Below are 23,812 nucleotides of genomic sequence, written 5' to 3' on the forward strand. Positions count from 1 at the left end.
TGCTTATTGTCTGGCTCAATTGTATGGTTGGCTTTTTTTTCTTAAAGATATGTATAACTACATGATTTTTTATCAATTAATCTATTCTTTGTCTTTAAGTGCTTTATTTTGTTTGTCTGTAATGTTTTGTGAAAGTTCGCGCGTATTTACATTTTGAAACCTTTATTAATTATAATGAAACACTATCGGATACTTGGTATCATTTTCTTTCTGGATTAATATAACCCTTGTTACCAGAATGGTAATGCACAGTCGTGCTAATAATGCTCGAAAAGGGCAGTGGCCGTAGCTCGACATAATTAACGAGGATAATAACGATGAAACTTCGAGTACTCTCTCTGATGGTACCCGCACTGCTGGTCGCAGGCACAGCAGGCGCGGCGGAAATCTACAACAAAGACGGTAATAAACTGGATTTGTACGGTAAAGTCGACGGTCTTCACTATTTCTCCAGCGACAACGGCGTGGACGGCGATCAGTCTTATATGCGTTTTGGCCTGCGCGGCGAAACGCAAATCAGCGATCAGCTGACCGGTTACGGCCAGTGGGAATATCAGGCGAACCTGAATCACGCTGAAAGCCAAGACAACAAGAACTTCACCCGTTACGGCTTCGCCGGTCTGAAATTCGGCGACTACGGCTCCTTCGACTACGGCCGTAACACCGGCGTGCTGTACGACGTCGCGGCGTATACCGACTTGCAGCCTGAGTTCGACGGTATGACCTACGGCGCCGACCAGTTCATGTTCCAGCGTTCCAGCGGCCTGGCGACCTACCGTAACAACGACTTCTTCGGTCTGGTTGACGGCCTGAACTTCGCCCTGCAGTACCAGGGTAAAAACGGCAACGGCGAAGAGACCAACAACGGTCGTGACGTTCTGGGCCAAAACGGCGAAGGCTACGGCATGTCCATGAGCTATGACATGGGCTACGGCATCAGCGCGGCGGGCGCCTTCTTTAACTCTCGCCGCACCAGCGAGCAGAACGGCGCCGGCGCGTACCGCAATATTATGGGCCGCGGCGACAAGGCCGAAGGCTACTCCGGCGGTCTGAAATATGACGCCAACGACGTCTACCTGGCGGTGATGTTCACCCAGTCCTACAACGCGGCGCGTTTCGGTAGCTCCGACAGCAGCGTTTACGGCTACGCCAACAAGGCGCAGAGCTTCGAAGCCTATGCGCACTACCAGTTCGACTTCGGTCTGCGTCCGTTCGTCGGCTATAACCAGACCAAAGGTAAAGACCTGGGCCGCGCCGGTAACGGCAAGGACTACGGCGATCAAGATCTGGTCAAATTCGTCGACCTGGGTGCGACCTACTTCTTCAACAAAAACATGTCCACCTATGTTGATTACAAAATCAACCTGGTGGACAACAACGATTTCACCGACGCTGCCGGTATCAACACCGACAACGTGGTTGCCGTGGGCCTGGTTTACCAGTTCTAAGCACCAACGTGTGAATGACACAGCGCGGCCTTTGGGCCGCGTTTTTTTTTGCTGGTAAAAAGCACGGATTGATCCGTTGTCGGCTCGAGAAGCGCTTCGGAGCGCCTCTGTTCGACCTACGCTGTCAGAACGGAAAACAGAGCGGAGGTGATATGGAACTCAAGATCGACAAGGTGATCGAAACGGTGCTGTATGTCAGCGATATTGAACGCGCGGACGCTTTTTACCGGGAGGTGCTGAAGCTGCCGACGATGGCCGCCAACGAACGGTTTCGCGCCTACAACGTCGGCGATCGGAGCGTACTGTTGCTGTTTATCGAAGGTGATTCGCTGCGCGGGGCGCACTATCCGACCGGGTTTATTCCTGCGCACGATGGCGTGGGGCCGGCGCATATCGGGCTGGCGGTGACGAAAGAGCAACTGCCGCATTGGGAACGGCATCTGGTGGACAACGGCGTGGAGATTGAGGGGCGGATGCGCTGGGAACACGGCGGGGAGAGCATTTATTTTCGCGATCCCGACGCCCACCTGTTGGAACTGGTGACGCCGGGCATTTGGGCCAATTACTGATCGAACCCGCCTTGCGCCAACATGTCCAACGCGGCATTCAGCACCTGCAGCGCGGCCTGCGGTTGCCGCTCTATCTGCACTCTGACGATGGCGCCGTCGATCAGCATCGCCAGCATTGCCGCCCGCTGTTCCCGCTGTGGGCCGGCGGGCAGGTGACGCGCCAGTTCATCCGCCATTTGCCGCTTATGCCGGCCGGCGATTTGCAGGCTTTCCGGCAGCAGGTCGGCGATTTCCACCGCCGTATTGATAAACGCGCAGCCGCGAAAGCGCGGATCGTCGAACCATTCCGCCAGGCAGGGCGCCAGCGCCGGCAGCAACCCACCGGTTTGTGCCACATGGCGATCCAGCGCTGTGCTGAACCAGGTGAGCCACTGCTGGTGGCGATAGGCCAAAAACGCCGTAATCAAATCGTTCTTGCTGGGAAAGTGGCGGTAAAACGTCACCTTAGTGACGCCTGATTCTTTGATGATGCGATCGATGCCGGTGGCGCGGATCCCTTCCTGATAAAACAGATCGTGAGCCGTCAGCAGGATGCGCTGGCGGGCGGGTAAGGTATTGCGATCGACGGTCATCATTTTCTCCAAGCTATTTTCGAGTGATTGTAGACAACTCTGTCTACATGCGCTAGCGTAATAATGTAGACAGAGTTGTCTACATGCCTTCACTCAGGAGATAAGCATGAGCATTAAACCCCCATTGCCGCCTTTTACCCGCGAATCCGCTATCGAGAAGGTGCGGCTGGCGGAGGATGCCTGGAACAGCCGCGATCCTGAGCGGGTGTCGCAGGTGTATTCCCTCGATACCCACTGGCGTAACCGCGCGGAATTTGTCGACGGCCGCGCGGCGGTGGTCACATTTTTGCAACGCAAGTGGGCGAAAGAGCTGGAGTATCGGCTGATTAAGGAACTGTGGGCGTTTGACGGCGCGCGCATCGCGGTGCGTTTCGCCTATGAGTGGCGCGACGATTCCGGCAACTGGTATCGCAGCTTCGGCAATGAAAACTGGGAGTTCAATCAGGAGGGGCTGATGATTAACCGCCATGCCTGCATCAACGACATGCCGATTCGCGAACAGGATCGGCGTTTTCATTGGCCACTCGGTCGGCGCCCGGACGATGTCCCGTCGCTGAGCGATTTCGGCTTTTGAATCCGATGTCGTGCCCGCGCCGGCCGATCGCGAGAAAAAGCGCACCGATCGACAAACGGGAATTTGTAGAAAAGCCTTTCCGCTTCTAGACTTAGGGGACAACAAACGTACTCCAAGAGGACAAGCTATGACGAAGAAGTTGGTTTTGGCCGTCGGTACTGCGGCGGTATTTTCCATTCTTGCCGGCTGCACCGCCTATGACCGTGCAACCAGTTATGTCAATGAGCCGGTGGTCAGCGATGTCAAAGTAGGGATGACCAAGCAGCAGGTGCGGGCGATTGCCGGTCCGCCGTCGACGTCCGCCACGCTGATTCATGCGCAAGGCACTTGCGATACCTATGCGGTCGCGCCGCGCGATGGCAAAGTGCAAACGTACTTTGTCAGCTACAACGACACGGGCCATGTCATGAACAAGGGCTATCAAACCTGTTCCGACTACGATTCGCAGCCGAAGTAAACGCGTTTAAGCCGAACATAAAAGCCTCGCTTTCGCGGGGCTTTTCATTTTTTAAGCGTTTAAGGCTTGAAGTTTAGGCAACCGCACCGTCCATGCCATTTTTTTGCATCAAAATGATAGACATTTCATAACGGTATCGCTAATATCAGCGCCCATTGGAAGGATGGCCGAGTGGTTTAAGGCAACGGTCTTGAAAACCGTCGAGTGTAACAGCTCCCAGAGTTCGAATCTCTGTCCTTCCGCCAAATTCAGCCGGCTTAGCTCAGTAGGTAGAGCAACTGACTTGTAATCAGTAGGTCACCAGTTCGATTCCGGTAGCCGGCACCATGAGTGCCAAAAAACCGCCAACCGCAAGGTTGGCGGTTTTTTGCTTTACGCGGTTCTCAACGCGGCGCGCAGGGACTAGGGCAGCCAGGCGCCAAGCACCACCCCGATAATCGCGTACTCATCGGCATTCTGCGCCGGGCAACCCGGCATGCTTCCCTTAAGCCATCGATGCCCGGCTTCCTCGACATACCTTCTAAAGATGAGCTCCGCGCTGTCACAGCGTTTCGCTATCACCTTATCGCCGGACACGAGCTCGGTTATGCCGGCAGTAACGGGTTCGACAAGTATCAAGGCGCCCTTTGGGTAATTGGCGCCGGCAGAGCCGTTCATCGTGTTATCCCGCACCGGCAACCAGTAGGCCTGAGCGCTGCATTGCACCATCGCCGGGTAGTGGACGGTCGTTCCTTTGCGCAGCTGTTCATGAGACAACGGCAATGTCCACGTCAGCAGCGGCAGCGTTTTACCCAAGGCCTGCGAAGTCTTCTGCCTGACGGGGCGTAGCCCGATTTGCTCCAGGCCATCCAGCCAGCCGATTTGCACGGCGAAGTACTGTTCAATCCTTCGCGCCATGTCGCCACTGATGCCCTTTTTGCCTTTCTTGCCCGGCGGGTAGAGCAGGCGAGAGACATAGTCAGCGGCAATACCGAGCGCCTCCGCAAGGCGCTTTTGCCCCCCGACGCCGAGGTTATCGATCAGGATGATCAGGCGCTCTCGCCGCATCTCCTGGAGGTGCATTTTTTGCTCGTTTTTCATGAGGCCATCGTACCTAAATTTACCTGCAGGTAAATGGATTTTCGCTATTGAAAAAAAGATACCTCTGGGTATACTTGATACTGGTTATTTATACAGTATTCGGTGTAATGCCCTCGGCGAGCACGCCGGGCGGAGCGGTTGTTGCGTGTTGGCGCACGCCGAGCAGAAGGGCGGCTCGACCGACGTCGGTCAACGACATGGAGCCCTGGCGATGTGGCAAACGCCCAAAGGAGGTAGAAGCATGAGAGATATGAATGAAGTGTTGGAGCGGTGGGGCGTATGGGCCAGGGATAATAGCGGCATCGATTATTCCCCCATTGCTGCCGGGTTCAGAGGACTGTTGTCCTATAAATCGAAAGGCGAGCGTTCCTGTTGCGATGATGATGGCCTGGTGATCGACGGTTGCGTGGGCAGATTGAAGAAATACAAACCCGAAGAGTTCGATCTCATCATTGCCCACCATGTTTATGGCATATCTCTGCGTAAGATCGCCCTGAAAAGGAAATGTTCAGACGGTACAATACGTAAAGAGATGCAAACGGCGGAAGGGTTCATCGGGGGATGCCTGGCGATGTTGGATATAAAGTTGACTATGGATCGCTGAAACTGCTGCCGTTGAAGTTGATGAGGGTTTATTTCTCGTTTCACTGTGACATCAGGAATAATAATGGCGTATGCGCGTTGCAATAATTTAAAAAAAGACTCACGCGTACGCAAATAAACGCGTAATCTGATAAAACTGAGTCGTTGCCGGCGCCGCCGCACGATAGCCAAACCTCGCTCCGGCGGGGTTTTGTTTTTTTATAATAAAAGACTCACGCGTACGCAAATAAGCGCGTAACCTGATAAAACTGAGTCGTTGCCGGCGCCGCCGCACGATAACTAAACCTCGCTCCAGCGGGGTTTTGTTTTTTTTATAATAAAAGACTCACGCGTACGCAAATAAACGCGTAATCTGATAAAACTGAGTCGTTGCCGGCGCCGCCGCACGATAGCCAAACCTCGCTCCGGCGGGGTTTTGTTTTTTATAATAAAAGACTCACGCGTACGCAAATAAACGCGTAATCTGATAAAACTGAGTCGTTGCCGGCGCCGCCGCACGATAACTAAGCCTCGCTCCGGCGGGGTTTTTCATTTTTAGCCTCCTTGTCAAAACGGTCAATCACTCACTGAATAATGACTGTCGTTGAATGATCACGGCGGAAGGCTAATCCTTCTCATTTATAAAACGGCGCAATCCTTATTTCTCTTCTCAGGTTGAGCAGAACGGATAAGCCATTTTCGACAGCGTAAATGGCCGCTTATTTAAATGGAACAGGAATGACGGAGAGGGGCGCCGCATTTAGCCGCTCTTTTCCATGACTCCCGACGATCGGGCTATGCCCCGGTAAGGGGAGGGTGATGATTATGCCTTGGAAAAATGAACCAAACATCCTTTCAATGCTGCTTGCTTTCGGCATGACGCTGCTGGGGGCGATCGCCAGCTATTCCTTCAAGGTTTTGAACGGCGAAACCTTTAGCTGGAGGACGCTGTTTTTGCAGTTGTTCGTCTCTATTTTCGCCGGTTTGACCATGGTGATGATTGCGCTGCATTACGACTGGCCTTCGGAGGTGATGGGCGGCGTATGCGGCATGGCGGGGTGGTCGGGAGCATCGCTGATCAAGGCATTGGAACGCCGATTTCTCAATAAAGCGTCAGGAGGAAACCAATGAAGATAAGTGATGATGGCATGGCGCTGATTAAGCGTTTCGAAGGCCTGCGTTTGCAGGCTTATCAGGACTCGGTCGGCGTTTGGACCATCGGCTACGGGTGGACTCAACCGGTAGCGGGACGAAAAGTTGGGGCCGGCATGGCGATCGATGTCGCAACGGCCGAGCGTTTGCTGGTGTGCGGTGTCGCCCAATTCGAACGGGGCGTCGAACGGCTGGTGGCGGTGACGATCACGCAGGGGCAGTTCGATGCTCTGGTGAGCTTCGCCTATAACCTGGGCCTGCGCGCGCTGGAGAACTCGACGCTGCTGCGCCGGCTGAACGCCGGCGATCGGCAGGGGGCGGCCGACCAGTTCGGCCGATGGGTGAATGCGGGCGGTGTGCGGCTCGATGGGCTGGTTGCCCGGCGCGCGGCGGAACGCGCGCTGTTCCTTACCTGATGCCTGAATGCGTCTGTAAAACGATTCCCCCTCAAAACGACGGAGACCTTGCCCAAATGATTGAAGATGAAATCCAACGCTCGCTGGCCGCGCTAACCCATCTGGCGGTTCATCCGCTGATCTTGCCGGATCCGCAGCAAGAAGGCGTGACCTATCAGAAGATCAGCGATCTGAAAGTGAACACCGGTCTGGTTGACAGCTCGCTGGTGCAGAGCCGTTTTCAGGTCGTGTTGTACGTAATCGACGATTACTCCCGGCTGATCGCTCTGGATAAAGCGGTTTTGAACGCCTGGGAAGGGGTTCGACATGGTCATATCGGCGAATGGCCGGTACAAGCGGTCACGCGCAGCACCCTTTTGCAGAGCGCCACGCCCCTGGCGGATAACCGCGTCCAGTATCGGATGGCCCGTGATTACCTCATCACCCATTCCGAGGTGGCGGCGTGATCGCCATAAACGTTACCGGCATGGCGGAATTGACTCGCCGCTTGGAAGCGATTCGGCGCGAGGTCGCCAGTCACATTCTGCCGGAGGCCGGCCACGCCGCGCTGGCGCCGCTACTTAGCACGATGCGGCAGTGTGCCGAGCGGGGGGCGTCAAACAGCGAACCCTCGCTGAGCGCCGGCATCGCGATACGCCCGGCCGTTACCGGATGGAACGCGGTGACGTTGCGTGTCGGCCCCAGTAAACAGCATTACCACAGAGCTCTGGCGCAGGAGTACGGCACGGCAACGCAAGCCGCCGCCCCGTTTATTCGCCCTGCGCTGGATCACCATAAGCACCAAGTGTTACGCATCCTGGCGGCTAACGTCCGCTATGGCATCGAAAACCGGTAGCGACCGCTACCATCCTTCATCAAAAAAGAGAGAGAAAAACTATGGCTGATAAAACCTCGCCAGAATACGCCATGCTGCCTGCCGGCACTATCGTCAAATGGGGCACCGTTGGGGCTGCACCGACGGCCATGAAGGCGCTGACCAACTGTAAAGCGGTAGGTGAAATGGGGCAAACCGGCGGTTTTGTCGATTGCACCACGCTGCTGGATACCGCCAAGCAGTTTATTTCCGACCTGCCGGAAGGCGCGGAGAAGTCCATCGGTTTCATCGACGATCCGTCCAACGCCGATTTCGCGGCGCTGCTGAATGCGGCGGACAAGCGCGAAACGGTGCAGTTCTACGTCGAGCTGCCAAATGGCCGCACCTCCACCTCCATCCTGTCGCTGTCCGGCTGGAAAATGAATGAGATCACCGCCCCGGCGAGCGAAGTCATTCAGATTACCGTCCAGGGCAAGCAAAACAGTAACACCTGGGGCTCGGTCACCCCGAAAGTGTGATCCATTGGCGGTTTGCCGCGGGTTAACGCCTGAAGGCGAACGCTTCCGCCGCGGGCCATGTGGCCTGCGGCAACCTGCTTATTACAGAGTAAACCGAATTGAACAAGGAAAAACCGATGAGTGAGAAATACGATCTGAAAGCGCTGAAAGCGGCGCTGCTGAAATCCGACGATCACGTGATTGAAACGCAGATCTTTGGCGCCAAAGCCTTTATTCGCCGCCTGAAAGCCGCGGAACTGCAGGAAAACGAAGACGGCATGAAGGCCGCTATCGACAGCGGTGACATGAACAAAGCCGCGCAGCTCAACGTGCAGCTGCTGCTGTCTTGCCTGATGACGCCGGACGGCAAACGCATCCCGGCCGGCGCCTTGCCGAGCGTAGACGATCTGCTGGCGGCGCACGACAACCCGACGCTGGTTGAAGCCATCGGCGCCGTCAAGCGGCATGCGGTCGGTAGCCTGGAGGAAGCGGAAAAAAACTGACTGACTCGCCCTGGCTGATGTTGGTGTTCCAACTGGCCGATCGCTGGGGTGAGTCGGATCCTCGCAAGATCGCCGCGATGCCGGCGCACATCCTGAATCACTGGCGGGCATACTTCAAACTGCAAGGCATGACGGCCGATGCGGCGGAGAGTGCCCCCGTTCATCAATCCGGTCAGCCCGCGCAAAGCAGTATTGATATGCAGTGTGCTGACGTTATGCGAGTGCTGGGAAATGGCTGATACCGCACAGTTGGTCGTCGGGTTGCAACTGAATGACACCAACTTTAAAAACAAACTGACGGCGGCTTACCGTACCGCCGGGGAACAATCCGCCAAATTTAACCGCCAGGCTCAGCAGGACGCGAAGAAGACCGACGAGTCGTATCAACGCATCGGTGGCACGCTTGGCGGCCTGGCGGGGAAACTGGCGGGGCTGGCCGGCATTGAGCTGTCGCTGCAGAGCCTCGCCGCCACCTCGCGCCAGTATGGGCAGGCGCTCACCGAACTCGCGTCCATCACCGTCGCCGCGACGGCGCAGATGAAACAGTTGGACGACGCGGCCCGCCAGGCGAGCAGCGCTTCCGGCGAAGGTGGCAGCCGGGCGGAGGAGATGCTGAAACTGGCCGGTGGCCTGAATGACAGCGCGGCGGCCTGGCGCGATCAGGCGGCGGCGGCGCGCGGGGCGGCTCAGGCGACATCGGGCGTCGGCGCGGCGTCTCGCGTCGCCAACGTCGCGCTGTGGGCGCTTGGCGGCCCGATCGGTGTCGCCATCCAGGCGGGATTGGGGATGGCATACTTTTATGAGCAAACAATGCAAGCCAAAGAGGCTGCGGTAAGTCTGAAAGATGCTGCGATTCTAACTACGTCAGAGCTTATCAAACTGTCTAGTAAGCAACTTGCCCTGAGAAAATTAGATCTCAGTGAGCAGCTCGAAGAACAGCTTAGTGAGCGAGATAAGCAGCAGAATTTGTTGAATTACGCAAACGAGAGAATAGAACGAATCCAGAGTAACCCTGGTTGGCTGGGCGACATATTTGGTGTTGAAAAGCAGATGCAAGCTACGCGGGTGCGTGCAGAAGCGGCTCTCGAGTCAATTGACATCGGGATTCAAAATACTCGCACTAGTATGCAAAATATTGACCAAGCTAACCTTCTTGTTTTGACAGGGGCTGCTCGTCAATTTAATCAGCCAGCCGGCAATATTTTGCCCGTTACTGCGCCAGCACAATTGATGGGCCCCCCACCCCCCGATTATCCATTGGATATGGTAAGTACAGATAATCGTGGTCGTGAGCGACAGCAGGCTCTTGATCAGTACCAACAGCTGCGTCAGGAAATCGAGCAGGCGCATCTGAGCAGCCTCGACAAAATCACCCAGGATGAACAAAGCGCACAGGCCAAACTGGCGTCAGCGGCCAAGGCGGCCGGTGCCGGGCAGGCCGATGTGCAGCGTGCGATGGCGCTGAACGCCGAGAAGTACCAGCGGCAGCGGCAACAGCTCGCTGAACAATACGCGCCAGGGCAGGCGGCGGTGCGTAAAGAGCAAGAGGTTGGCAAGGAGCTGAAGGCGTTGTATGACGGGCGGCTGTTGACCGAGCGCGAGTACCACACCGCCAGCCGGATGCAGCAGCAAGAAATGACGCGCCAGCGGCTGAAGGCCGAAACCGACGCGCTCGCCGCGCCGCGTATGAACATTGCCGGTGAGGTGGATCCTGTCGCTCGGCTTAACAACCAATTGGTGCAGCAGCAGGCGCAATACCAGGCCTACTACCAGCAAGGCTTGCTGGATAAACAGCGCTATGAACAGCTGATGCAGGCGTCGACGCAAGAATCGTCGGACGCTCAGTATCAGCAGGCGCTGAGTCTGTTCGGCGGGCAGAGCCGCGTGCACAAGATGGCGCTGGGGCTGGTGGACATGACGCGGGAACGGACCTCCGGCATGATGTTCGATCTGCTGACCGGGACGCAAAACTTTAAGCAAAGCATGCTCGGTTTGATGACCTCCATGACGCAGTCCATCATTCAGCAACTGATCGATCTGGCGATGCAGGCGCTGTTAACCAGAACCTTTCTCTCTACCTTTATGAACATCGGCGGCGGTTTGCTGGGCGGGGCTGCAAGCGCCGGCGCGGGCGCGGCCGGTTCAGGCGCGATGGGCATGCCGACCGGTTGGCAAGGCTATGTCCCCAACGCCAAGGGCGGTGTATATGCCTCGCCTTCGCTGAGCGCATTCAGCGGCCAGATCGTCAGCAATCCCACGTTGTTCGCGTTCGCCAGAGGCGCCGGCTTGATGGGCGAAGCCGGGCCGGAGGCCATCATGCCGCTCAAACGCGGCGCGGACGGTTCGCTCGGCGTGCGGGCTATCGGCGGCGGCCCGCAGTCTGCGGCGACGCCGAATGTCTACATCACTATCGAGAACGGCGGCAACGTCAGTTCGCAGGCCGATCCGGGATGGGGAGAGTTCGGTAAACGGATGGGCAATATCGCCGCGCAGGAAAGCCAGAAGGTGATCAACCGTAACCTGATGCCGGGCCAGCCGATTTGGAAAGCAATCAAGGGGATGTAATGGGCATTCAGACATTTGAATTTCCGGCGCGCGTCAATGCCGCCGGCGATACGCGCTTTCGCGTCAGAAAGGCGCAGTTCGGCGACGGCTATGCGCAGGTCTCCGGCGACGGCATCAACCCGATCGTGCGCTCCTGGGATCTGACCTTTGTCGGCAAGTATGACTACATCACGCCGATCATCGTCTTTCTGGAAAACCATCACGGGGTGAAGTCCTTTCAATGGACGCCACCGACGCAGGTTCCCGGCCTGTTCCGCTGCGAGGGCTATAAACCGGTCGCGATGGGCGGGGATAACTATTCATTGACGGCCACGTTTACCGAGGCCTTTCACGTTTAACCGGGGGAGATGATGCTGAATTCAGATTTGCAAAAGCTGGAGCCGGGCAACCGCATCCGCCTGATTGAGGTGGACGGCACCCGGTTTGGCGCCGATATTCTGCGCTTTCATTGCGATACCCTGCCGTTTACGCCGCAAGAGCTGGCCGCTGCGGGCGGTGATGAAAGCAAACTGCCGGCGAAATCGGTCTGGTGGCAGGGGCTGGAGTACGGCCCGTGGCCGTTTAGCGTCGAAGGGCTGGAGATCTCCGCCGACAGCCAGGGCAACGCGCCCAAGCTGTCGGTCGCCAATATCAACGGCCTGATCAGCGCGCTCTGCCTGCAGTTTGAGGACATGGCGCAGGCCAAGGTGCGGATCCACGACACGCTGGTGCACTACCTTGACGCCCGCAATTTCCCGCAGGGAAACTCTTCGGCCGATCCGCTGCAGGAAAAGCTGCAGGTGTTCTACATCGATCGCAAGGCGACGGAAAGCGACGAGGCGGTGGAGTTCGAACTCTCCAGCCCGGCGGATCTGCGGGGGTTGCGCATTCCGACCCGGCAAATCCACAGCCTGTGCACCTGGTGCTCGCGCGGCGACTATCGCACCGGCAAGGGCTGCGATTACGCCGGTAGCCGTTACTTTGACGACAAAGGCAACCCGGTGGAGGACCCGAGTCAAGATCGCTGCGGCGGGCTGCTTAGCGACTGCCAGAAACGCTTTGGCGAGCACGAACCGCTGCCGTTTGGCGGCTTCCCGGGCGCGGCGTTAATCCGGCAGTAGGGGGCGAGTATGAAAGAAAAAACCGCGGCGGCCATTATGGCGCACGCCAAGGCCGAGTACCCGCGCGAATGCTGCGGCGTGGTGGCGCAAAAATCCCGCGTGGAGCGCTATTTCCCGTGTCGCAACCTGGCGGATAACCCCACCGAGCAGTTTCATCTGGCGCCGGAAGACTACGTGGCCGCCGCCGAATGGGGCACCATCACCCTCATTGTGCACAGCCACCCGGACGCCACCACGCAGCCGAGTGAGCTGGACAAGGCGCAGTGCGACGCGATGGAGTTGCCCTGGGCGATAGCCAGCTGGCCGGAGGGGGATTTGCGCACCATTTTGCCGCGCGGCGAACTGCCGCTGGTGGGTCGCCAGTTCGTGCTGGGGCATACCGACTGTTGGGGGCTGGTCATGAGCTATTTCCGCCAGGAACACGGCATAACGCTCCAGGATTACCGCGTTGATTACCCGTGGTGGGAGCGGGGTGAAAACCGCTATCTGGATAACTGGCATGCCTGCGGCTTTCGCGAGTTCGATGGCCCGCCGCGCCCAGGCGACATGGCGATCATGCAGGTTTCGGCGCCGGTGGCCAACCACGCCGGCATTCTGCTGGCAGATGGCCTGTTGCTGCACCATATGTACGGCATGCTTAGCCAGCGGGTGCCTTATGGTGGTTATTGGAAGGAGCGAACGATGAAGGTGTTGCGGCATAGAAAAATGATGTAATTCTCTGTTAAGATGAAAAAAATAACAGAGGGATTACTGATGAAAAAACTCCTATTACCCATCACGTTGCTGATGCTGACAGGTTGCGCAAATCCAGAACTAACAAAAAAGGTTACTGCTGAGTTTACGTCTCAAAAAGATGCCAATAGTTTGGCTGTCTGCATTGCAGAAAAATCGGACAAGCGTACCTTCAATGGATTGCGAATTGAAACAGTAAGTAAGCCCACACGAGAGAGTGGGATTGCACTGGTTTTGATTAATGGTAATGGTTATATCGACATTTTAGATAAAGGGTCTCAACAGCAAGTAATATATAGAGGTGAGGCCGCAAATAGTAATTGGGGTAAACTGACCAATAGAAATGGTGAGGTTATTTCTGACATTAAATCATGCTTGTAAAAATTAAATTTCCAATTAGACCCACCTTTGGTGGGTTTTTTTATGAGGAAAAATACATGTCGTTAATTGAAGTTCCACTCAGAACGGTAAGATTTCACGGGCCGTTGATCAACGCTTTTGGGAGAGAGTTCAAATATCGGGCTACGACGGTACCCAAAGCCATTGATGCAATGAAGAACTTGTTACCTGGTTTCGAACGCTACATGCTGGAGGCGCACAAACGCGGCCTGACATTTTCTATTTTCGTCGGTAAACGCAATGTCGGACAGGATGAGCTGGAGTTCACCAAAGGGTCGGAAGATATTCACCTTGTTCCCGTCGTGATTGGCAGCAAGCGCGCAGGCTTATTCCAGACCGTGTTGGGCGTGGCGCTGGTTGCCGTGGCTATGTATGTTTCTGCGGGCGCAGGGACGGGGGCTCTGGGGGCATTTACGGCGGGTGGGGGAACTGGCATGGCGGCGATGGCCGGTGCTTCCCTTGCCCTCGGCGGCGTCGTCCAAATGCTTTCCCCGCAAATGGGCGGGCTGCGCATGCGGCAAGGCCCGGAAAATAAACCGAGCTATGCCTTTGGCGGGCCGGTCAACACCACGGCGCAGGGCAATCCCGTCGGCGTGCTGTACGGCACGCGTGAAATTGGCGGGGCGATTATCTCCGCAGGCATTTATACCGAAGACCAGCAATAACGACATCCGTTTGAACAGACAGCCGCAATAGCGGCTTTTTTTATGGGCGAAATATGGCACAGAACATGATCCGTGGGCGAAAAGGCGGCGGCGGTGGCGGCCACACGCCGGTAGAATCGCCGGACAGCATTCAGTCGATCGCCAGAGCGAAGATGTTGTTCGCATTGGGCGAAGGAGAATTTGCCGGCGGGCTGGATGGCACAAACATTTTTGTTGACGGTACGCCGGTGCTGAGCAGCGACGGAACGGAAAACTTTCCCGGTTTCCGCTGGGAGTTCCGCCCTGGCTCGCAGGCGCAGGAATATATCCAGGGCATTCCCGCCGTTGAAAATGAGATCTCGGTCGGCAGCGAACTGAAAAGCGGCGCGCCGTGGGTGCGCTCTGTCTCTAACCTGCAACTTTCCGCCGTCCGCCTGCGCCTGGGGTGGCCCATGCTGCAAAAGCAGGCGGACAACGGCGACGTCAACGGCTATCGCATCGAGTACGCCATCGACGTGGCGACCGACGGCGGCAGTTACCAGGAGGTGTTAACGGCGGCGATCGACGATAAAACCACCTCGCTGTATGAACGCTCGCATCGCATCAATTTGCCGAAGGCCACCACGGGATGGCAGCTGCGCGTGCGCCGGTTGACGCCTAACGCCAACAGCGCCCGGATCGCCGACCGCATGAACATCGAGGCGCTGACCGAAATCATCGACGCCAAGCTGCGCTATCCGAACACTGCGCTGCTTTACGTGGAGTTCGACTCAAAGCAGTTCCCCAACATCCCGAAGATCAGCTGCAAACCGCGCGGCCGCCTGATCCGCGTGCCGGACAACTACGATCCGCAAACGCGCAGCTATACCGGCATCTGGAGCGGCGGCTTTAAGTGGGCCTACAGCGACAACCCGGCGTGGGTGTTTTACGACATTATTTTGGCCGAGCGTTTCGGCCTGGGCGATCGCATCGACGCCTCCCAGGTCTCCGAGTCCGAACTGTACCGCATCGCGCAGTATTGCGATCAGCCGGTGCCGGACGGGCGCGGCGGCGAGGGTATGGAGCCGCGCTTCACCTGCAACGTTTATCTGCAGTCGCGGGAAGAGGCCTGGACGGTGCTGAGCGATTTGGCCGGCATCTTCCGCGGCATGACCTATTGGGGGCAAAACCAAATGGTCGCCCTGGCGGACATGCCGCGTGATATGGACTTCACCTACACCCGCGCCAACGTGATCGACGGCAAGTTTACCTACTCGTCCGCCAGCGAGCGCACCCGCTACAGCACCGCGATGGTCAGTTGGTCCGATCCGGGCAACCATTACGCCGATGCGATAGAGGCGGTATTCGACAGCGATCTGGTGCGCCGCTACGACGTGAACCAGACCGAACTGACGGCCATCGGCTGCACCACGCCGAGCGAAGCGAACCGCCGCGGCCGCTGGGCGCTGTTGACCAACAGCAAGGATCGTACGGTCAGCTTCTCCGTGGGGCTGGACGGTATGATCCCCATGCCGGGGCATATCGTCGGCGTGGCGGACCAGATGCTGGCCGGACGAGTGATTGGCGGGCGCCTCAGCGGCGTGGACGGACGTAAACTGACGTTGGACAGGAGGCCGGGCGCTAAAGCCGGCGATCGCCTGATCGTTAACCTGCCTTCAGGTAAAGCGCAGGCGCGCACCGTGCAGGCGGTGAATGATCGCGTAGTGACCGTCACCACCGCCTACAGCGAGACGCCGGCGCCGGAAGCGGCTTGGTCCATCGATGCGGACGATCTGGCGGTGCAGCTTTACCGCGTGGTGGGCATCGCCGACAACGGCGATAACACCTATACCGTCAACGCCGCGGAACACGATCCGAACAAGTACGCCCGCATCGATACCGGCGCGCGTATCGACGATCGTCCGATCTCCATCATTCCGCCCGGCGTGCAGGCGCCGCCGAAAAACATCACCATCGACAGCTACTCCTCGGTGAGTCAGGGTATCGCCATTACCACCCTGCGCGCCGCCTGGGGTGCGGTTGAAAATGCCATCGCCTATGAGGCGGAATGGCGCAAAGATAACGGCAACTGGGTGTCGGTGCCGCGCACCTCGGCGCTCGGCTTTGAAGTGCCGGGGATTTACGCCGGTCGTTATCGGGTGCGGGTGCGGGCCATCAACGCCAGTGACGTATCGTCTATCTGGGCGACGTCGATGGAAACCTACCTCAAGGGCAAAGAGGGTAAACCGCCGATGCCGGTCGGCTTCAAGGCATCGCCTTTGCTGTGGGGCATCCAGCTCGACTGGGCGTTCCCTACCGGCGCTGAAGATACGCTCAAGACCGAAATTCAGTATGCGGACAACGCGGCCGGAAATAACGCGATGCTGCTGGCTGATATCCCGTATCCGCTGCACACCCACGCTATGGCCGGGCTGAAGGCGGGACAGGGCTTCTGGTTCCGCGCGCGGCTGCAAGACCGCACGGGCAATCAGGGCGACTGGACTGGCTGGAGCGCCGGGCAGGCGAACGCGGACGCCGGCGATTATCTCGAGAACATCGGCGACGATCTTCTGACCGCGAAAGACGGCGAGCGGCTGGTGGGCGATATCGACACCAACATCGACGCCATCTTGCAGAATGCGCTGGCAAACAATGCGACGGTGGATCACCAGTGGGCGCAGTATGGTGAAGTGCGTGCCGACATCATGGTGGTGAAAACCACCATCGCGGAGGTCGATCGCGGGCTGGCCGAGATGAAAACCCAAGTGCAGGCGCAGATTGACGACGTGGCGGCGGTGCTGGAAGACAAACTGACGGCGACGGTAGACGCCGACGGCGCCACGGCCATCCATACGCTGAAAGCGGGCGTGCGGGTGAACGGCACCTTCTATAACGCCGGCATGTCGATCGCGGTATTGGCGGAAAACGGCAGGCCTGTCACGACTCGCGTCGGCTTTAACGCCAATCAGTTCGTGCTGATGAGCGGCAACAACAGCAATCAGTATTCGCCGTTTGCCGTGGTGGATGGGCAGGTGTTTATTAGCGACGCGTTTATTCGCAATGGCACTATCGATAGCGCAAAGATCGCACAGCATATCCAGTCTTCTAATTGGATAAGTGGGCAGCGTGGCTGGGCGATAAATAAAGATGGTGGGGCACAATTCAATAACATTAGCGCCCGTGGAGCAATATATGCCGACACCGGTGAGTTTAAAAATGGTGTGATTGGCAATTGTCGAATTCTTGAAAACTGTTCCATTGAGGGAAAACTTTCCGCCGCAAATATCGAGGGCGCGATCATGGATGGCTCGATGTTAAGCTGGACGGGTTATCATACTAATGAGAGTCGGTTATTACGTTTTGGCGGTAATAATGTTATTCCCGTTCGTGTTTTTGGACAGATTCAAATTAGAAGAAGCGGACGCGGCTATCCTCACGGTTATGGCGGGGTTAGGCAAAATGCAACCGGTGGAGGCTATATGCCAGAGGTTCCCGTTAGTTCCAGTTCAGGTAGCGGGCAACCTTCGGTATCCATCGTTTATGTCGATGCATTAATTGGGAAATCTTCGACTGCCTTTTGGCAGCTTGCTTCAGGAGAACTCGATCAAGGACAAGGACATTCAACGACCTTCATTGTGAACATTTTTGCCACGCCACAATATACGGCCTTTGCGCTGGAGTAATCATCACCTCCGTAACGAGGTTTTATCAGGCTAATTCAGGAGGATACTTATGCCAGCAGGCACTCTCACCCTAACGAGTAATTCCATAATAGTAAAAGGTACCGGAACGGCCTTTAATACCGAATTAAAATCCGGTGATTTCATCGTGAGCGTGGTCGGCGGCGTCACCTATACGCTGCCGGTGAAAACCGTTGATAACGCCACGCAGGCCACGCTGATTAAAGCCTATGATGGCCCAACGCAGGCGGGCGCAGCATGGTATGCCGTTCCGCGCGACGCGATGAACGTCATCACCGCCCAACTGGCCGCTGAGACGGCCAAAGCCCTGCGTGGGCTGAACCTCGATAAAGAGAACTGGCAGCAGGTCTTCAGCAATACCGGAAATATTACCGTTAAGTTGCCGGATGGCAGCACCTATAGCGGCCCGGCCTGGAATAATATTTCAGCTTCACTCAATAATAAGTTAGACAAGACGATTAGCGCTGCCCAGGAAATTAAAGGTTCACTGTCTTTACAGGGTTCTTTGGTGACAGGGCAAACGGCAAACCTTGACGTTGGGGGATATTCACGCTTCCGTAAGTCAACGACATTTGATGATACAATTTTTTCTCCTAAAGGACTCATTGCTGATGGGGGAAATAATGAATCTCCCTCAGTCATCTGTCATCGCACATCGACCGCCATGGCTGGGCAAGTAACAGGAGGGACTTTTTTATCAACGCTGAAGCAAAACGGTTTGAAAACCGCGATGGTCATGGCGTTACGTCGCGAGATTGGCATTGAAGACTATGGGTATATTTCATATCAGGACTATGTCGGGAATTGGCATGAGGCTCGCTGGTTGGCTAGCGGGAACATTAATAACATGACAGGAAGTTGGGTGACCGGGTCCGATCTTCGAATAAAAACTGACATTGAAGTTATTAATGATCCTATTTCCCTTGTTCGAGGCTTGAAGCTTTATTCTTTCAATCGTGATGGCAAGCCACAGATAGGTGGAATTGCTCAGGAAATTGAAAAGACGATGCCGTTATTAATCAGTGATGGCGGATCTATCACATTAAAAGATGGTAGAAATATCGAAAAAGTAAAATCCGTCGATTATTCAACGCTGGGATATGTGGCCCTGGCCGCATTGAATCAGGCTCTGGATAGAATCGATCGCCAGGATGAATTAATCAAAGAACTTATGGAGAAAGTACAATGACATTAATCAGCGGCGTATTAAAAGGCCCTTACGGCGATCCTCGCTCCGGCGTAACCATTACCCTGCGCGCAGTCAGAACCTCGTCAACGGTCCTGAGCTTGGCTAAATCACAATCAGTGACGGATGATAGCGGTAAATATTCCCTACCCGTGGAGCCGGGCGCTTACGAGGTCATCATCTCGGTGTATGGCGCGCAGCCGGAGCGAGTGGGGGCTATCGAGGTTTATAACGATTCGCTGCCCGGCACGCTCAATGATTTCCTGCGTCGGCCAGGGGAAAGCGATATCACGCCGGAGATTGTGCAGACCGTCGATCGTCTGCGTGCTGAAGCGGCAGCGTCCGCCGACAAGGCTTCTTCCTCTGCTGCTGCGGCAAAAGTGAGCGAGCAAAATGCGGCGAAGAGCGCCGCTCAGGTGGTGACCGCCTTTGATAATGTGCGCTTTAAGCTGCCGGAGAACAATACCAGTACCTCTGCCTGGTTCCTGCTGGGGCAGTTTAAAAATGCGGGGCAAAATGGCGTAGGCGTCGCCCTCAATTTTTATGGTTCAAATGGTTTTAACGGTTTTACTTATAACGCGGGCATGTCACGTCTGATGTTGAGAACGGGCAATCAGAGCGCCAGCGATTCGACCAACAAGGTCAACCGTATCGGTGGCACCTTTATTAACGATACCGGAACGGCGATCTTGGATATTCAGGTTATTGAATCTAGCCGAGATGATTATGATATCTATTTGAAAATTAATGCATTTTCACTCAACTGCTGGTATACGGTTGAGCAAATCACCTACGCGAACGCTGCCGGCCTGCGCTGGGAGCATAAGGCGGTAAAACAATCGGTGGAACCGGTCGGGGTGATGAAAGTTGATATGCGTACGGGCGTTTCGTTCTCGCAATCCCAGGCGTTGCCCGAATATGCCACGGTCGCCCAATCTGCTATCGCCGGTTTTGGGATCGGGCCGGTTCATACTGAGGATGCATTCGCGAAGGATAATAAATCTTCCATTCAGCGCTACACGGTGGCGACGGCCAATCGGCCGGGCAATGTGTCTGGGGGGCTATTAACGCTGCCGGTGGATGGCGGACCGTCGTGTGCGTATTTTGCCACATCGGTTTCGCGGCAGGCCTGGGTGGGGAGTTCCTCTACCGCATTGCCTTCGACCATCACGTGGTCGCGGTTATTCAGCTCGTCCGATCAACCCACTGTCGCAGACATTCCAAACCTGAAGGACTGGGGGTTGAGTAAAGGCGTGACGGCGGCGAGTAAAGGCAACTTCAATGCGCAAATGCAAAGCCGGCGCGGTTATGTGAGCACGGATCCCATTGGCAACCCCTTCAAAGACGTTGGCACATATTTCCTCGATACGCGCTCATGGGCGGTGACGCAGGCGGGAACCGACGACAGCTATCGAACGGTGCAAACCTGTTACGGCTATGGCGTGAGTGCTGCACAGACGGGAAAAATTGCCGTGCGCAGCTGGAATGGCACCGCGTTTACCCCCTGGGTTTGGATGTGGTCGGAAGCCAACACCACGGTTGACGGCAACGGTTTTATCAAGAAAGCCTCGCCGATCGCGAGATTGTCCGCGGTGCCCGAGCATATGCAGGCTGACTATCTGGACGGCGGCTTTGCGCTGGCCGGCTGTGTCGCCGTTAACGGTGAGGCGACAGGGGTGAGCGCAGAGCGAATCTCCACCGGCGTTTATCAGTTGAGTGGTTCGCTGGGGTTGGCAAAGGAGGGCTGGACCATCGAAGTACCGCAGGACGTGAACGGCAACCGCCTGTGCTTTGTAGAAACCGCCACCGACAGCGACGGCGTTATTACGGTGAAAATCAGCAAACGCCGTTTTGACATCGATACCGCGACGGTCGTGGCCGGCGAAGCGATGGATATTCCTGAAGGGCGCTGGATCGATCTGCGCCTCGCCATGCCGGCGCGTGAAGAGGTGGAGGTGTTGCCGCCGGACGCGCTGGTATCAAACGATGACGTGTCATCGGAAACCAACGCGGTTTCATAAATAAAGTGGATGCCAGGTAAATGCCGGTGCAGTAGGTTATTGGCCGCCTATTGCATCGGCGCCGGCATTATCACCGAGAGGCTCGGGCAAACACGCTGCCCGTTCTGCCCGGCAAGGTTCCCGCTGAGTGGGAGTCAATAGCGTTGCTGCCCGTCAAATATCAGTGACCAGCCACTGATCCGCTTCTTCGAACATCTCTTCCAACATTCGGTTCAGCTTCTCACGATCGCTTTTGCTGGCGTCGGAGTTCAGGCCGTTGGCCTGCATCGGTTTTACGCGCACGTCAGCTTCCGGAAACAGCGCATGCACGCGTTTTTCCAGCTCGTTGCGAATAATCTCGGCGGCGTTGGGCAGCCCAGCGACGTTGCGTTTGTCGTACACCAATTCTACAAACATGACTCACCTGTAAACACTGATTTAATGTACAGTATTCTGGCCTGAGGAAGACCGGTTGGCAAGAGGGCGCGCGGAATTTTGCCTGATGCGATCATTCTTGCGCGGCGTGCGCTAAAACCTGCAGCTGAATCACCAATTCCGCCAGGCTGGCGGCCTGCATTTTCTCCATCACTTTTGCCCGGTGAACCTCTACGGTGCGCAGGGCGATATTCAACCGTTCCGCCATTTCTCTGTTCATCATGCCTCGCACCACCAACTGCGCGATGTCGCGTTCTTTCGGCGTGAGCGTGCGGTAACGGCCGAAAGTTTCATGGCGTCGCCAGGCTTTGGCCGAGACTTGCTGCGCCCGTTCGAGGGCGGCGATCAGCGGTTCAGCGGCGATCGGTTTTTGCAGGAAATCCACCGCGCCGTACTTCATCTGCTCCACCGCCATCGGCACGTCGCCATGGCCGGACAGGAACACCACCGCCAGCGTGCTGCCACGGCGGCGCAGCTCAGCGTAGGCCTGATGCCCATCGAGTATCGGCATCCGCATGTCCAGCAAGACGATCCCGGTCTGAAACAGATCGGCCTGCGCCAAAAAGCCGGCGCTGTCATTCCAGCATTGCACGTCGTGGCCGAGGCTGGTCAGCAAAAAATGGCAGGCGTCGGTGACGGCGACGTCATCATCCACCAGATGAATTAGCGACATGGTTTTCCTCATCGTTCAATATGAAATGCAGGGTTACGCACAGCCCCTTGCGGCTGTCGGGGGCGAGGCGGTTAGCCAGCAGGATCTCGCCGCCGCCATAGCGGGCCAGGCGCCGGCAAATGGCCAACCCCAGCCCCATGCCGCCGGCTTTGGTGGTGTTGAAGGGGCGAAAAGCCTGTTCCAGCCCGGCCGCACTCATCCCACCCGCGTTGTCCTGCAGATGCAACTCGATCGCCCGTTCGCTCTGGACGGCGGAAAGCCAGACGGCGTTGGCCCCGACCTGCGCCGCATTCAGCAGCAGGTTCGCCAGCAGCTGTTCCAGCAGCGCCGGCGGCAGGATTAGCGTCAGCGAAGGTGCCACATTGTTGAACAACGTCAGGTCGGGATAGCGCTGCGTCAGGCGCAACAGTGTCCACACCCGCTCGGCGGTTTCGCTCACCGCGATGGGGCGCCAGCTCGCTCTGTCTCCCTTCTCGCTGGGGGACTGGACCCACTGGCGCAGGTTATGAATCGTCTCGCCGCCGCGCTGCGCCTGCCGGTCGATATTTTCCAGCGGCGTCAGCAGCGGGTGCCCGGCGTCCGTTTTGCGCAGTTGGATCAGGCACCCCTGCGCATAGTGGCGAATAGCCGCCAGCGGTTGATTGAGCTCGTGTGCGAAGCCGGAGGCCATTTCCCCCAATACGTTCAGCTGTCTGGCATTCTCCAGCGCCTGCTCCTGTCGCCGCAGTTGCTCTCCGGCATGATGCAACTGCCGCCCGCGCCGGCGTACCAGCAGCGCGATCCAGATATGGTTGACGATTAACAGCGCCAGCACCGCCAGCGACAGGCCGACGGCCGTCTGATGCTGGATCAGCCAGCTCTTGATATCCAGCCACAGCCGCCGCTGTTCCGGGTGTTGGTTGACGGCGCGCAGCAAGGCTTCCACCTCGCTGGTCGAGGCCGGGGCGCCCCACAGGAAGGGAGATTGCGGTGGGGCGGTCAGCAAGGCTCTTGCCACCGCATCCACCAGTGAGTTATCCAGACCGGGCAGGGCGGCGAACGACCAGTTGGGGTAAAGCGGCGTGCTGGTGACGCAGGGAACCGATGTGGGCCGTTGCAACAGCGGGCGAAAATCCGCCGGGTTGATCAGGCCTTCCCGATCCATTTTCTCCAGCAGACAGACGGGAACGATGGCGGCCTGAATGGCGCGCTCGCGCAGCAGATAGAGCAGGGCATCGGCAGGGAAACCGGTAAAGCGCAGGTGAAAATCGCGCTCGGGCCGTATGCCGGCGTCGCTGAGCGCCTTATAACCGGTCAGATAGCCGCCGAAGGCCTGCGGATCGATGGCGCCCACCGTTTTGCCCATCAGCGCCTGCGGCGTCGTAATGCCGCTGTCGCGCCGCACCAAAATCACGCTGCCGATGATGTTACCCGTTGCCCGATCGCCGTTGGCGGCGCGCAACGACGCCAGCCAGCGCAGATGATAGTGGTTGTTCAACTGCACGAACTGCGCCGGATTAGTGACCACGAACTGCACGCTGCCCCGATTGACCGCTTCGCGCATCTGCGCCAGATCGAGCGGCTGCAGGCGGAAGCGTTCACCGCCGACGCTGCCGTTGAGACTGTCGATCAGCGGCTGCCAGTCACGCGCGGTCGCCGCATCGCCGCGCATCGCCAGCACGCCGACCGACCACTCTCCCGCCTGTGCCGCCATACCCCAGCCGAGACTGAACAGCAGTAATAACACGACCCTCA

At 57.1% G+C, this 23,812-nt stretch carries 26 protein-coding genes and 2 tRNA genes; 23 read left to right on the plus strand and 5 right to left on the minus strand.

Going from position 1 to position 23,812, the window contains the following annotated elements; translation table 11 throughout:
* Positions 1-317: 317 nt before the first annotated feature.
* Together ompC and CRO23_RS07235 are read left to right on the plus strand one after the other, a co-directional pair.
* On the plus strand, positions 318-1,448 hold the full coding sequence (gene ompC / locus CRO23_RS07230; RefSeq protein ID WP_028127739.1) for a porin OmpC: 1,131 nt from the start codon (positions 318-320) through the stop codon (positions 1,446-1,448).
* A 152-nt stretch (positions 1,449-1,600) separates the two neighbouring features.
* Positions 1,601-2,017 (plus strand): VOC family protein, encoded by a 417-nt coding sequence (locus CRO23_RS07235; RefSeq protein ID WP_079450283.1) that lies wholly within the window; start codon positions 1,601-1,603, stop codon positions 2,015-2,017.
* Here CRO23_RS07235 and CRO23_RS07240 read toward each other — a convergent pair.
* Positions 2,011-2,589, minus strand: a complete 579-nt coding sequence (locus CRO23_RS07240) for a TetR/AcrR family transcriptional regulator (RefSeq protein WP_097101627.1) — start codon at positions 2,587-2,589, stop codon at positions 2,011-2,013. The two genes, CRO23_RS07235 and CRO23_RS07240, sit on opposite strands and share 7 nt — an antisense overlap.
* 106 nt (positions 2,590-2,695) lie before the next feature.
* Here CRO23_RS07240 and CRO23_RS07245 point away from each other — a divergent pair, with 106 nt between their 5' ends.
* From CRO23_RS07245 to CRO23_RS07260, 4 genes are all read left to right on the plus strand, one after another.
* Positions 2,696-3,163, plus strand: coding sequence for a nuclear transport factor 2 family protein (locus tag CRO23_RS07245; RefSeq protein WP_097101629.1), 468 nt, complete (start codon positions 2,696-2,698; stop codon positions 3,161-3,163).
* A 127-nt stretch (positions 3,164-3,290) separates the two neighbouring features.
* On the plus strand, positions 3,291-3,620 hold the full coding sequence (gene osmE / locus CRO23_RS07250) for an osmotically-inducible lipoprotein OsmE (protein ID WP_004935874.1): 330 nt from the start codon (positions 3,291-3,293) through the stop codon (positions 3,618-3,620).
* Positions 3,621-3,777: 157 nt separating this feature from the next.
* Positions 3,778-3,865: transfer RNA gene (locus CRO23_RS07255), tRNA-Ser, on the plus strand.
* A gap of 6 nt (positions 3,866-3,871) precedes the next feature.
* A tRNA-Thr gene (locus CRO23_RS07260) sits at positions 3,872-3,947 on the plus strand.
* Between the two features lie 75 nt (positions 3,948-4,022).
* On the opposite strand, the gene CRO23_RS07265 is transcribed toward CRO23_RS07260, so the two are convergent.
* The gene (locus CRO23_RS07265) at positions 4,023-4,700 is read right to left on the minus strand and encodes a S24 family peptidase (protein WP_016926940.1); all 678 of its coding nucleotides are present in this window, start codon (positions 4,698-4,700) and stop codon (positions 4,023-4,025) included.
* 241 nt (positions 4,701-4,941) lie between these two features.
* Here CRO23_RS07265 and CRO23_RS07270 point away from each other — a divergent pair, with 241 nt between their 5' ends.
* The 17 genes from CRO23_RS07270 (at position 4,942) to CRO23_RS07345 (ending at position 20,991) form a co-directional block, all read left to right on the plus strand.
* Positions 4,942-5,304 (plus strand): antiterminator Q family protein, encoded by a 363-nt coding sequence (locus CRO23_RS07270; protein ID WP_016926941.1) that lies wholly within the window; start codon positions 4,942-4,944, stop codon positions 5,302-5,304.
* 797 nt (positions 5,305-6,101) lie between these two features.
* The gene (locus tag CRO23_RS07275) at positions 6,102-6,413 is read left to right on the plus strand and encodes a phage holin family protein (RefSeq protein WP_028127738.1); all 312 of its coding nucleotides are present in this window, start codon (positions 6,102-6,104) and stop codon (positions 6,411-6,413) included.
* Entirely contained in the window at positions 6,410-6,850 is a 441-nt protein-coding gene (locus tag CRO23_RS07280; protein ID WP_016926943.1) for a lysozyme, read from the plus strand. The genes CRO23_RS07275 and CRO23_RS07280 overlap by 4 nt, the downstream gene beginning before the upstream one ends.
* Positions 6,851-6,906: 56 nt before the next feature.
* Positions 6,907-7,296, plus strand: a complete 390-nt coding sequence (locus CRO23_RS07285; protein WP_016926944.1) for a hypothetical protein — start codon at positions 6,907-6,909, stop codon at positions 7,294-7,296.
* Positions 7,293-7,685 (plus strand): HK97-gp10 family putative phage morphogenesis protein, encoded by a 393-nt coding sequence (locus tag CRO23_RS07290; protein WP_016926945.1) that lies wholly within the window; start codon positions 7,293-7,295, stop codon positions 7,683-7,685. Before CRO23_RS07285 ends, CRO23_RS07290 begins: the two co-directional genes overlap by 4 nt.
* Positions 7,686-7,726: 41 nt before the next feature.
* Positions 7,727-8,182: a major tail shaft subunit gene (locus CRO23_RS07295; protein ID WP_016926946.1), complete on the plus strand. Its 456-nt coding sequence runs from the start codon at positions 7,727-7,729 to the stop codon at positions 8,180-8,182.
* A gap of 116 nt (positions 8,183-8,298) precedes the next feature.
* Positions 8,299-8,664, plus strand: coding sequence for a phage tail protein (locus tag CRO23_RS07300; protein ID WP_016926947.1), 366 nt, complete (start codon positions 8,299-8,301; stop codon positions 8,662-8,664).
* A gap of 17 nt (positions 8,665-8,681) precedes the next feature.
* Positions 8,682-8,903 (plus strand): hypothetical protein, encoded by a 222-nt coding sequence (locus tag CRO23_RS07305; RefSeq protein WP_004935830.1) that lies wholly within the window; start codon positions 8,682-8,684, stop codon positions 8,901-8,903.
* Entirely contained in the window at positions 8,896-11,229 is a 2,334-nt protein-coding gene (locus CRO23_RS07310) for a phage tail tape measure protein (RefSeq protein ID WP_097101631.1), read from the plus strand. Before CRO23_RS07305 ends, CRO23_RS07310 begins: the two co-directional genes overlap by 8 nt.
* Entirely contained in the window at positions 11,229-11,567 is a 339-nt protein-coding gene (locus CRO23_RS07315) for a phage tail protein (protein ID WP_048796968.1), read from the plus strand. The genes CRO23_RS07310 and CRO23_RS07315 overlap by 1 nt, the downstream gene beginning before the upstream one ends.
* Positions 11,568-11,576: 9 nt before the next feature.
* Positions 11,577-12,329, plus strand: coding sequence for a phage minor tail protein L (locus tag CRO23_RS07320; protein WP_176519317.1), 753 nt, complete (start codon positions 11,577-11,579; stop codon positions 12,327-12,329).
* A 9-nt stretch (positions 12,330-12,338) separates the two neighbouring features.
* Entirely contained in the window at positions 12,339-13,043 is a 705-nt protein-coding gene (locus CRO23_RS07325; protein WP_097101633.1) for a C40 family peptidase, read from the plus strand.
* A 39-nt stretch (positions 13,044-13,082) separates the two neighbouring features.
* The gene (locus CRO23_RS24870; protein WP_141398613.1) at positions 13,083-13,442 is read left to right on the plus strand and encodes a hypothetical protein; all 360 of its coding nucleotides are present in this window, start codon (positions 13,083-13,085) and stop codon (positions 13,440-13,442) included.
* A gap of 56 nt (positions 13,443-13,498) precedes the next feature.
* Positions 13,499-14,125, plus strand: coding sequence for a tail assembly protein (locus tag CRO23_RS07330; protein WP_016926952.1), 627 nt, complete (start codon positions 13,499-13,501; stop codon positions 14,123-14,125).
* Positions 14,126-14,178: 53 nt separating this feature from the next.
* On the plus strand, positions 14,179-17,766 hold the full coding sequence (gpJ, locus tag CRO23_RS07335) for a TipJ family phage tail tip protein (protein WP_079452208.1): 3,588 nt from the start codon (positions 14,179-14,181) through the stop codon (positions 17,764-17,766).
* Positions 17,767-17,815: 49 nt separating this feature from the next.
* Positions 17,816-18,973, plus strand: a complete 1,158-nt coding sequence (locus tag CRO23_RS07340; protein ID WP_049300463.1) for a tail fiber domain-containing protein — start codon at positions 17,816-17,818, stop codon at positions 18,971-18,973.
* Complete coding sequence (locus CRO23_RS07345) at positions 18,970-20,991, plus strand: phage tail fiber protein (RefSeq protein ID WP_097101635.1); 2,022 nt, start codon at positions 18,970-18,972, stop codon at positions 20,989-20,991. Before CRO23_RS07340 ends, CRO23_RS07345 begins: the two co-directional genes overlap by 4 nt.
* A gap of 153 nt (positions 20,992-21,144) precedes the next feature.
* On the opposite strand, the gene CRO23_RS07350 is transcribed toward CRO23_RS07345, so the two are convergent.
* The 3 genes from CRO23_RS07350 to ttrS form a co-directional block, all read right to left on the minus strand.
* The gene (locus tag CRO23_RS07350) at positions 21,145-21,387 is read right to left on the minus strand and encodes a DinI family protein (RefSeq protein WP_004935803.1); all 243 of its coding nucleotides are present in this window, start codon (positions 21,385-21,387) and stop codon (positions 21,145-21,147) included.
* A gap of 91 nt (positions 21,388-21,478) precedes the next feature.
* Positions 21,479-22,078: a tetrathionate respiration response regulator TtrR gene (gene ttrR / locus CRO23_RS07355; protein ID WP_097101637.1), complete on the minus strand. Its 600-nt coding sequence runs from the start codon at positions 22,076-22,078 to the stop codon at positions 21,479-21,481.
* The gene (gene ttrS, locus CRO23_RS07360; protein WP_255253520.1) at positions 22,053-23,771 is read right to left on the minus strand and encodes a tetrathionate respiration histidine kinase TtrS; all 1,719 of its coding nucleotides are present in this window, start codon (positions 23,769-23,771) and stop codon (positions 22,053-22,055) included. Before ttrS ends, ttrR begins: the two co-directional genes overlap by 26 nt.
* Positions 23,772-23,812: the final 41 nt, after the last annotated feature.

Source organism: Serratia sp. JKS296 (assembly GCF_900215445.1).
Classification (GTDB): Bacteria; Pseudomonadota; Gammaproteobacteria; order Enterobacterales; family Enterobacteriaceae; genus Serratia; species Serratia marcescens.

Excerpts from the sequence above, each read along its gene's own strand:
- ompC (WP_028127739.1), top strand. The coding sequence starts at position 318 with ATGAAACTTCGAGTACTCTCTCTGATGGTACCCGCACTGCTGGTCGCA.
- CRO23_RS07235 (WP_079450283.1), top strand. The coding sequence starts at position 1,601 with ATGGAACTCAAGATCGACAAGGTGATCGAAACGGTGCTGTATGTCAGC.
- CRO23_RS07240 (WP_097101627.1), bottom strand. The coding sequence starts at position 2,589 with ATGACCGTCGATCGCAATACCTTACCCGCCCGCCAGCGCATCCTGCTG.
- CRO23_RS07245 (WP_097101629.1), top strand. The coding sequence starts at position 2,696 with ATGAGCATTAAACCCCCATTGCCGCCTTTTACCCGCGAATCCGCTATC.
- osmE (WP_004935874.1), top strand. The coding sequence starts at position 3,291 with ATGACGAAGAAGTTGGTTTTGGCCGTCGGTACTGCGGCGGTATTTTCC.
- CRO23_RS07265 (WP_016926940.1), bottom strand. The coding sequence starts at position 4,700 with ATGAAAAACGAGCAAAAAATGCACCTCCAGGAGATGCGGCGAGAGCGC.
- CRO23_RS07270 (WP_016926941.1), top strand. The coding sequence starts at position 4,942 with ATGAGAGATATGAATGAAGTGTTGGAGCGGTGGGGCGTATGGGCCAGG.
- CRO23_RS07275 (WP_028127738.1), top strand. The coding sequence starts at position 6,102 with ATGATTATGCCTTGGAAAAATGAACCAAACATCCTTTCAATGCTGCTT.
- CRO23_RS07280 (WP_016926943.1), top strand. The coding sequence starts at position 6,410 with ATGAAGATAAGTGATGATGGCATGGCGCTGATTAAGCGTTTCGAAGGC.
- CRO23_RS07285 (WP_016926944.1), top strand. The coding sequence starts at position 6,907 with ATGATTGAAGATGAAATCCAACGCTCGCTGGCCGCGCTAACCCATCTG.
- CRO23_RS07295 (WP_016926946.1), top strand. The coding sequence starts at position 7,727 with ATGGCTGATAAAACCTCGCCAGAATACGCCATGCTGCCTGCCGGCACT.
- CRO23_RS07300 (WP_016926947.1), top strand. The coding sequence starts at position 8,299 with ATGAGTGAGAAATACGATCTGAAAGCGCTGAAAGCGGCGCTGCTGAAA.
- CRO23_RS07305 (WP_004935830.1), top strand. The coding sequence starts at position 8,682 with ATGTTGGTGTTCCAACTGGCCGATCGCTGGGGTGAGTCGGATCCTCGC.
- CRO23_RS07310 (WP_097101631.1), top strand. The coding sequence starts at position 8,896 with ATGGCTGATACCGCACAGTTGGTCGTCGGGTTGCAACTGAATGACACC.
- CRO23_RS07315 (WP_048796968.1), top strand. The coding sequence starts at position 11,229 with ATGGGCATTCAGACATTTGAATTTCCGGCGCGCGTCAATGCCGCCGGC.
- CRO23_RS07320 (WP_176519317.1), top strand. The coding sequence starts at position 11,577 with ATGATGCTGAATTCAGATTTGCAAAAGCTGGAGCCGGGCAACCGCATC.
- CRO23_RS07325 (WP_097101633.1), top strand. The coding sequence starts at position 12,339 with ATGAAAGAAAAAACCGCGGCGGCCATTATGGCGCACGCCAAGGCCGAG.
- CRO23_RS24870 (WP_141398613.1), top strand. The coding sequence starts at position 13,083 with ATGAAAAAACTCCTATTACCCATCACGTTGCTGATGCTGACAGGTTGC.
- CRO23_RS07330 (WP_016926952.1), top strand. The coding sequence starts at position 13,499 with ATGTCGTTAATTGAAGTTCCACTCAGAACGGTAAGATTTCACGGGCCG.
- gpJ (WP_079452208.1), top strand. The coding sequence starts at position 14,179 with ATGGCACAGAACATGATCCGTGGGCGAAAAGGCGGCGGCGGTGGCGGC.
- CRO23_RS07340 (WP_049300463.1), top strand. The coding sequence starts at position 17,816 with ATGCCAGCAGGCACTCTCACCCTAACGAGTAATTCCATAATAGTAAAA.
- CRO23_RS07345 (WP_097101635.1), top strand. The coding sequence starts at position 18,970 with ATGACATTAATCAGCGGCGTATTAAAAGGCCCTTACGGCGATCCTCGC.
- CRO23_RS07350 (WP_004935803.1), bottom strand. The coding sequence starts at position 21,387 with ATGTTTGTAGAATTGGTGTACGACAAACGCAACGTCGCTGGGCTGCCC.
- ttrR (WP_097101637.1), bottom strand. The coding sequence starts at position 22,078 with ATGTCGCTAATTCATCTGGTGGATGATGACGTCGCCGTCACCGACGCC.
- ttrS (WP_255253520.1), bottom strand. The coding sequence starts at position 23,771 with ATGGCGGCACAGGCGGGAGAGTGGTCGGTCGGCGTGCTGGCGATGCGC.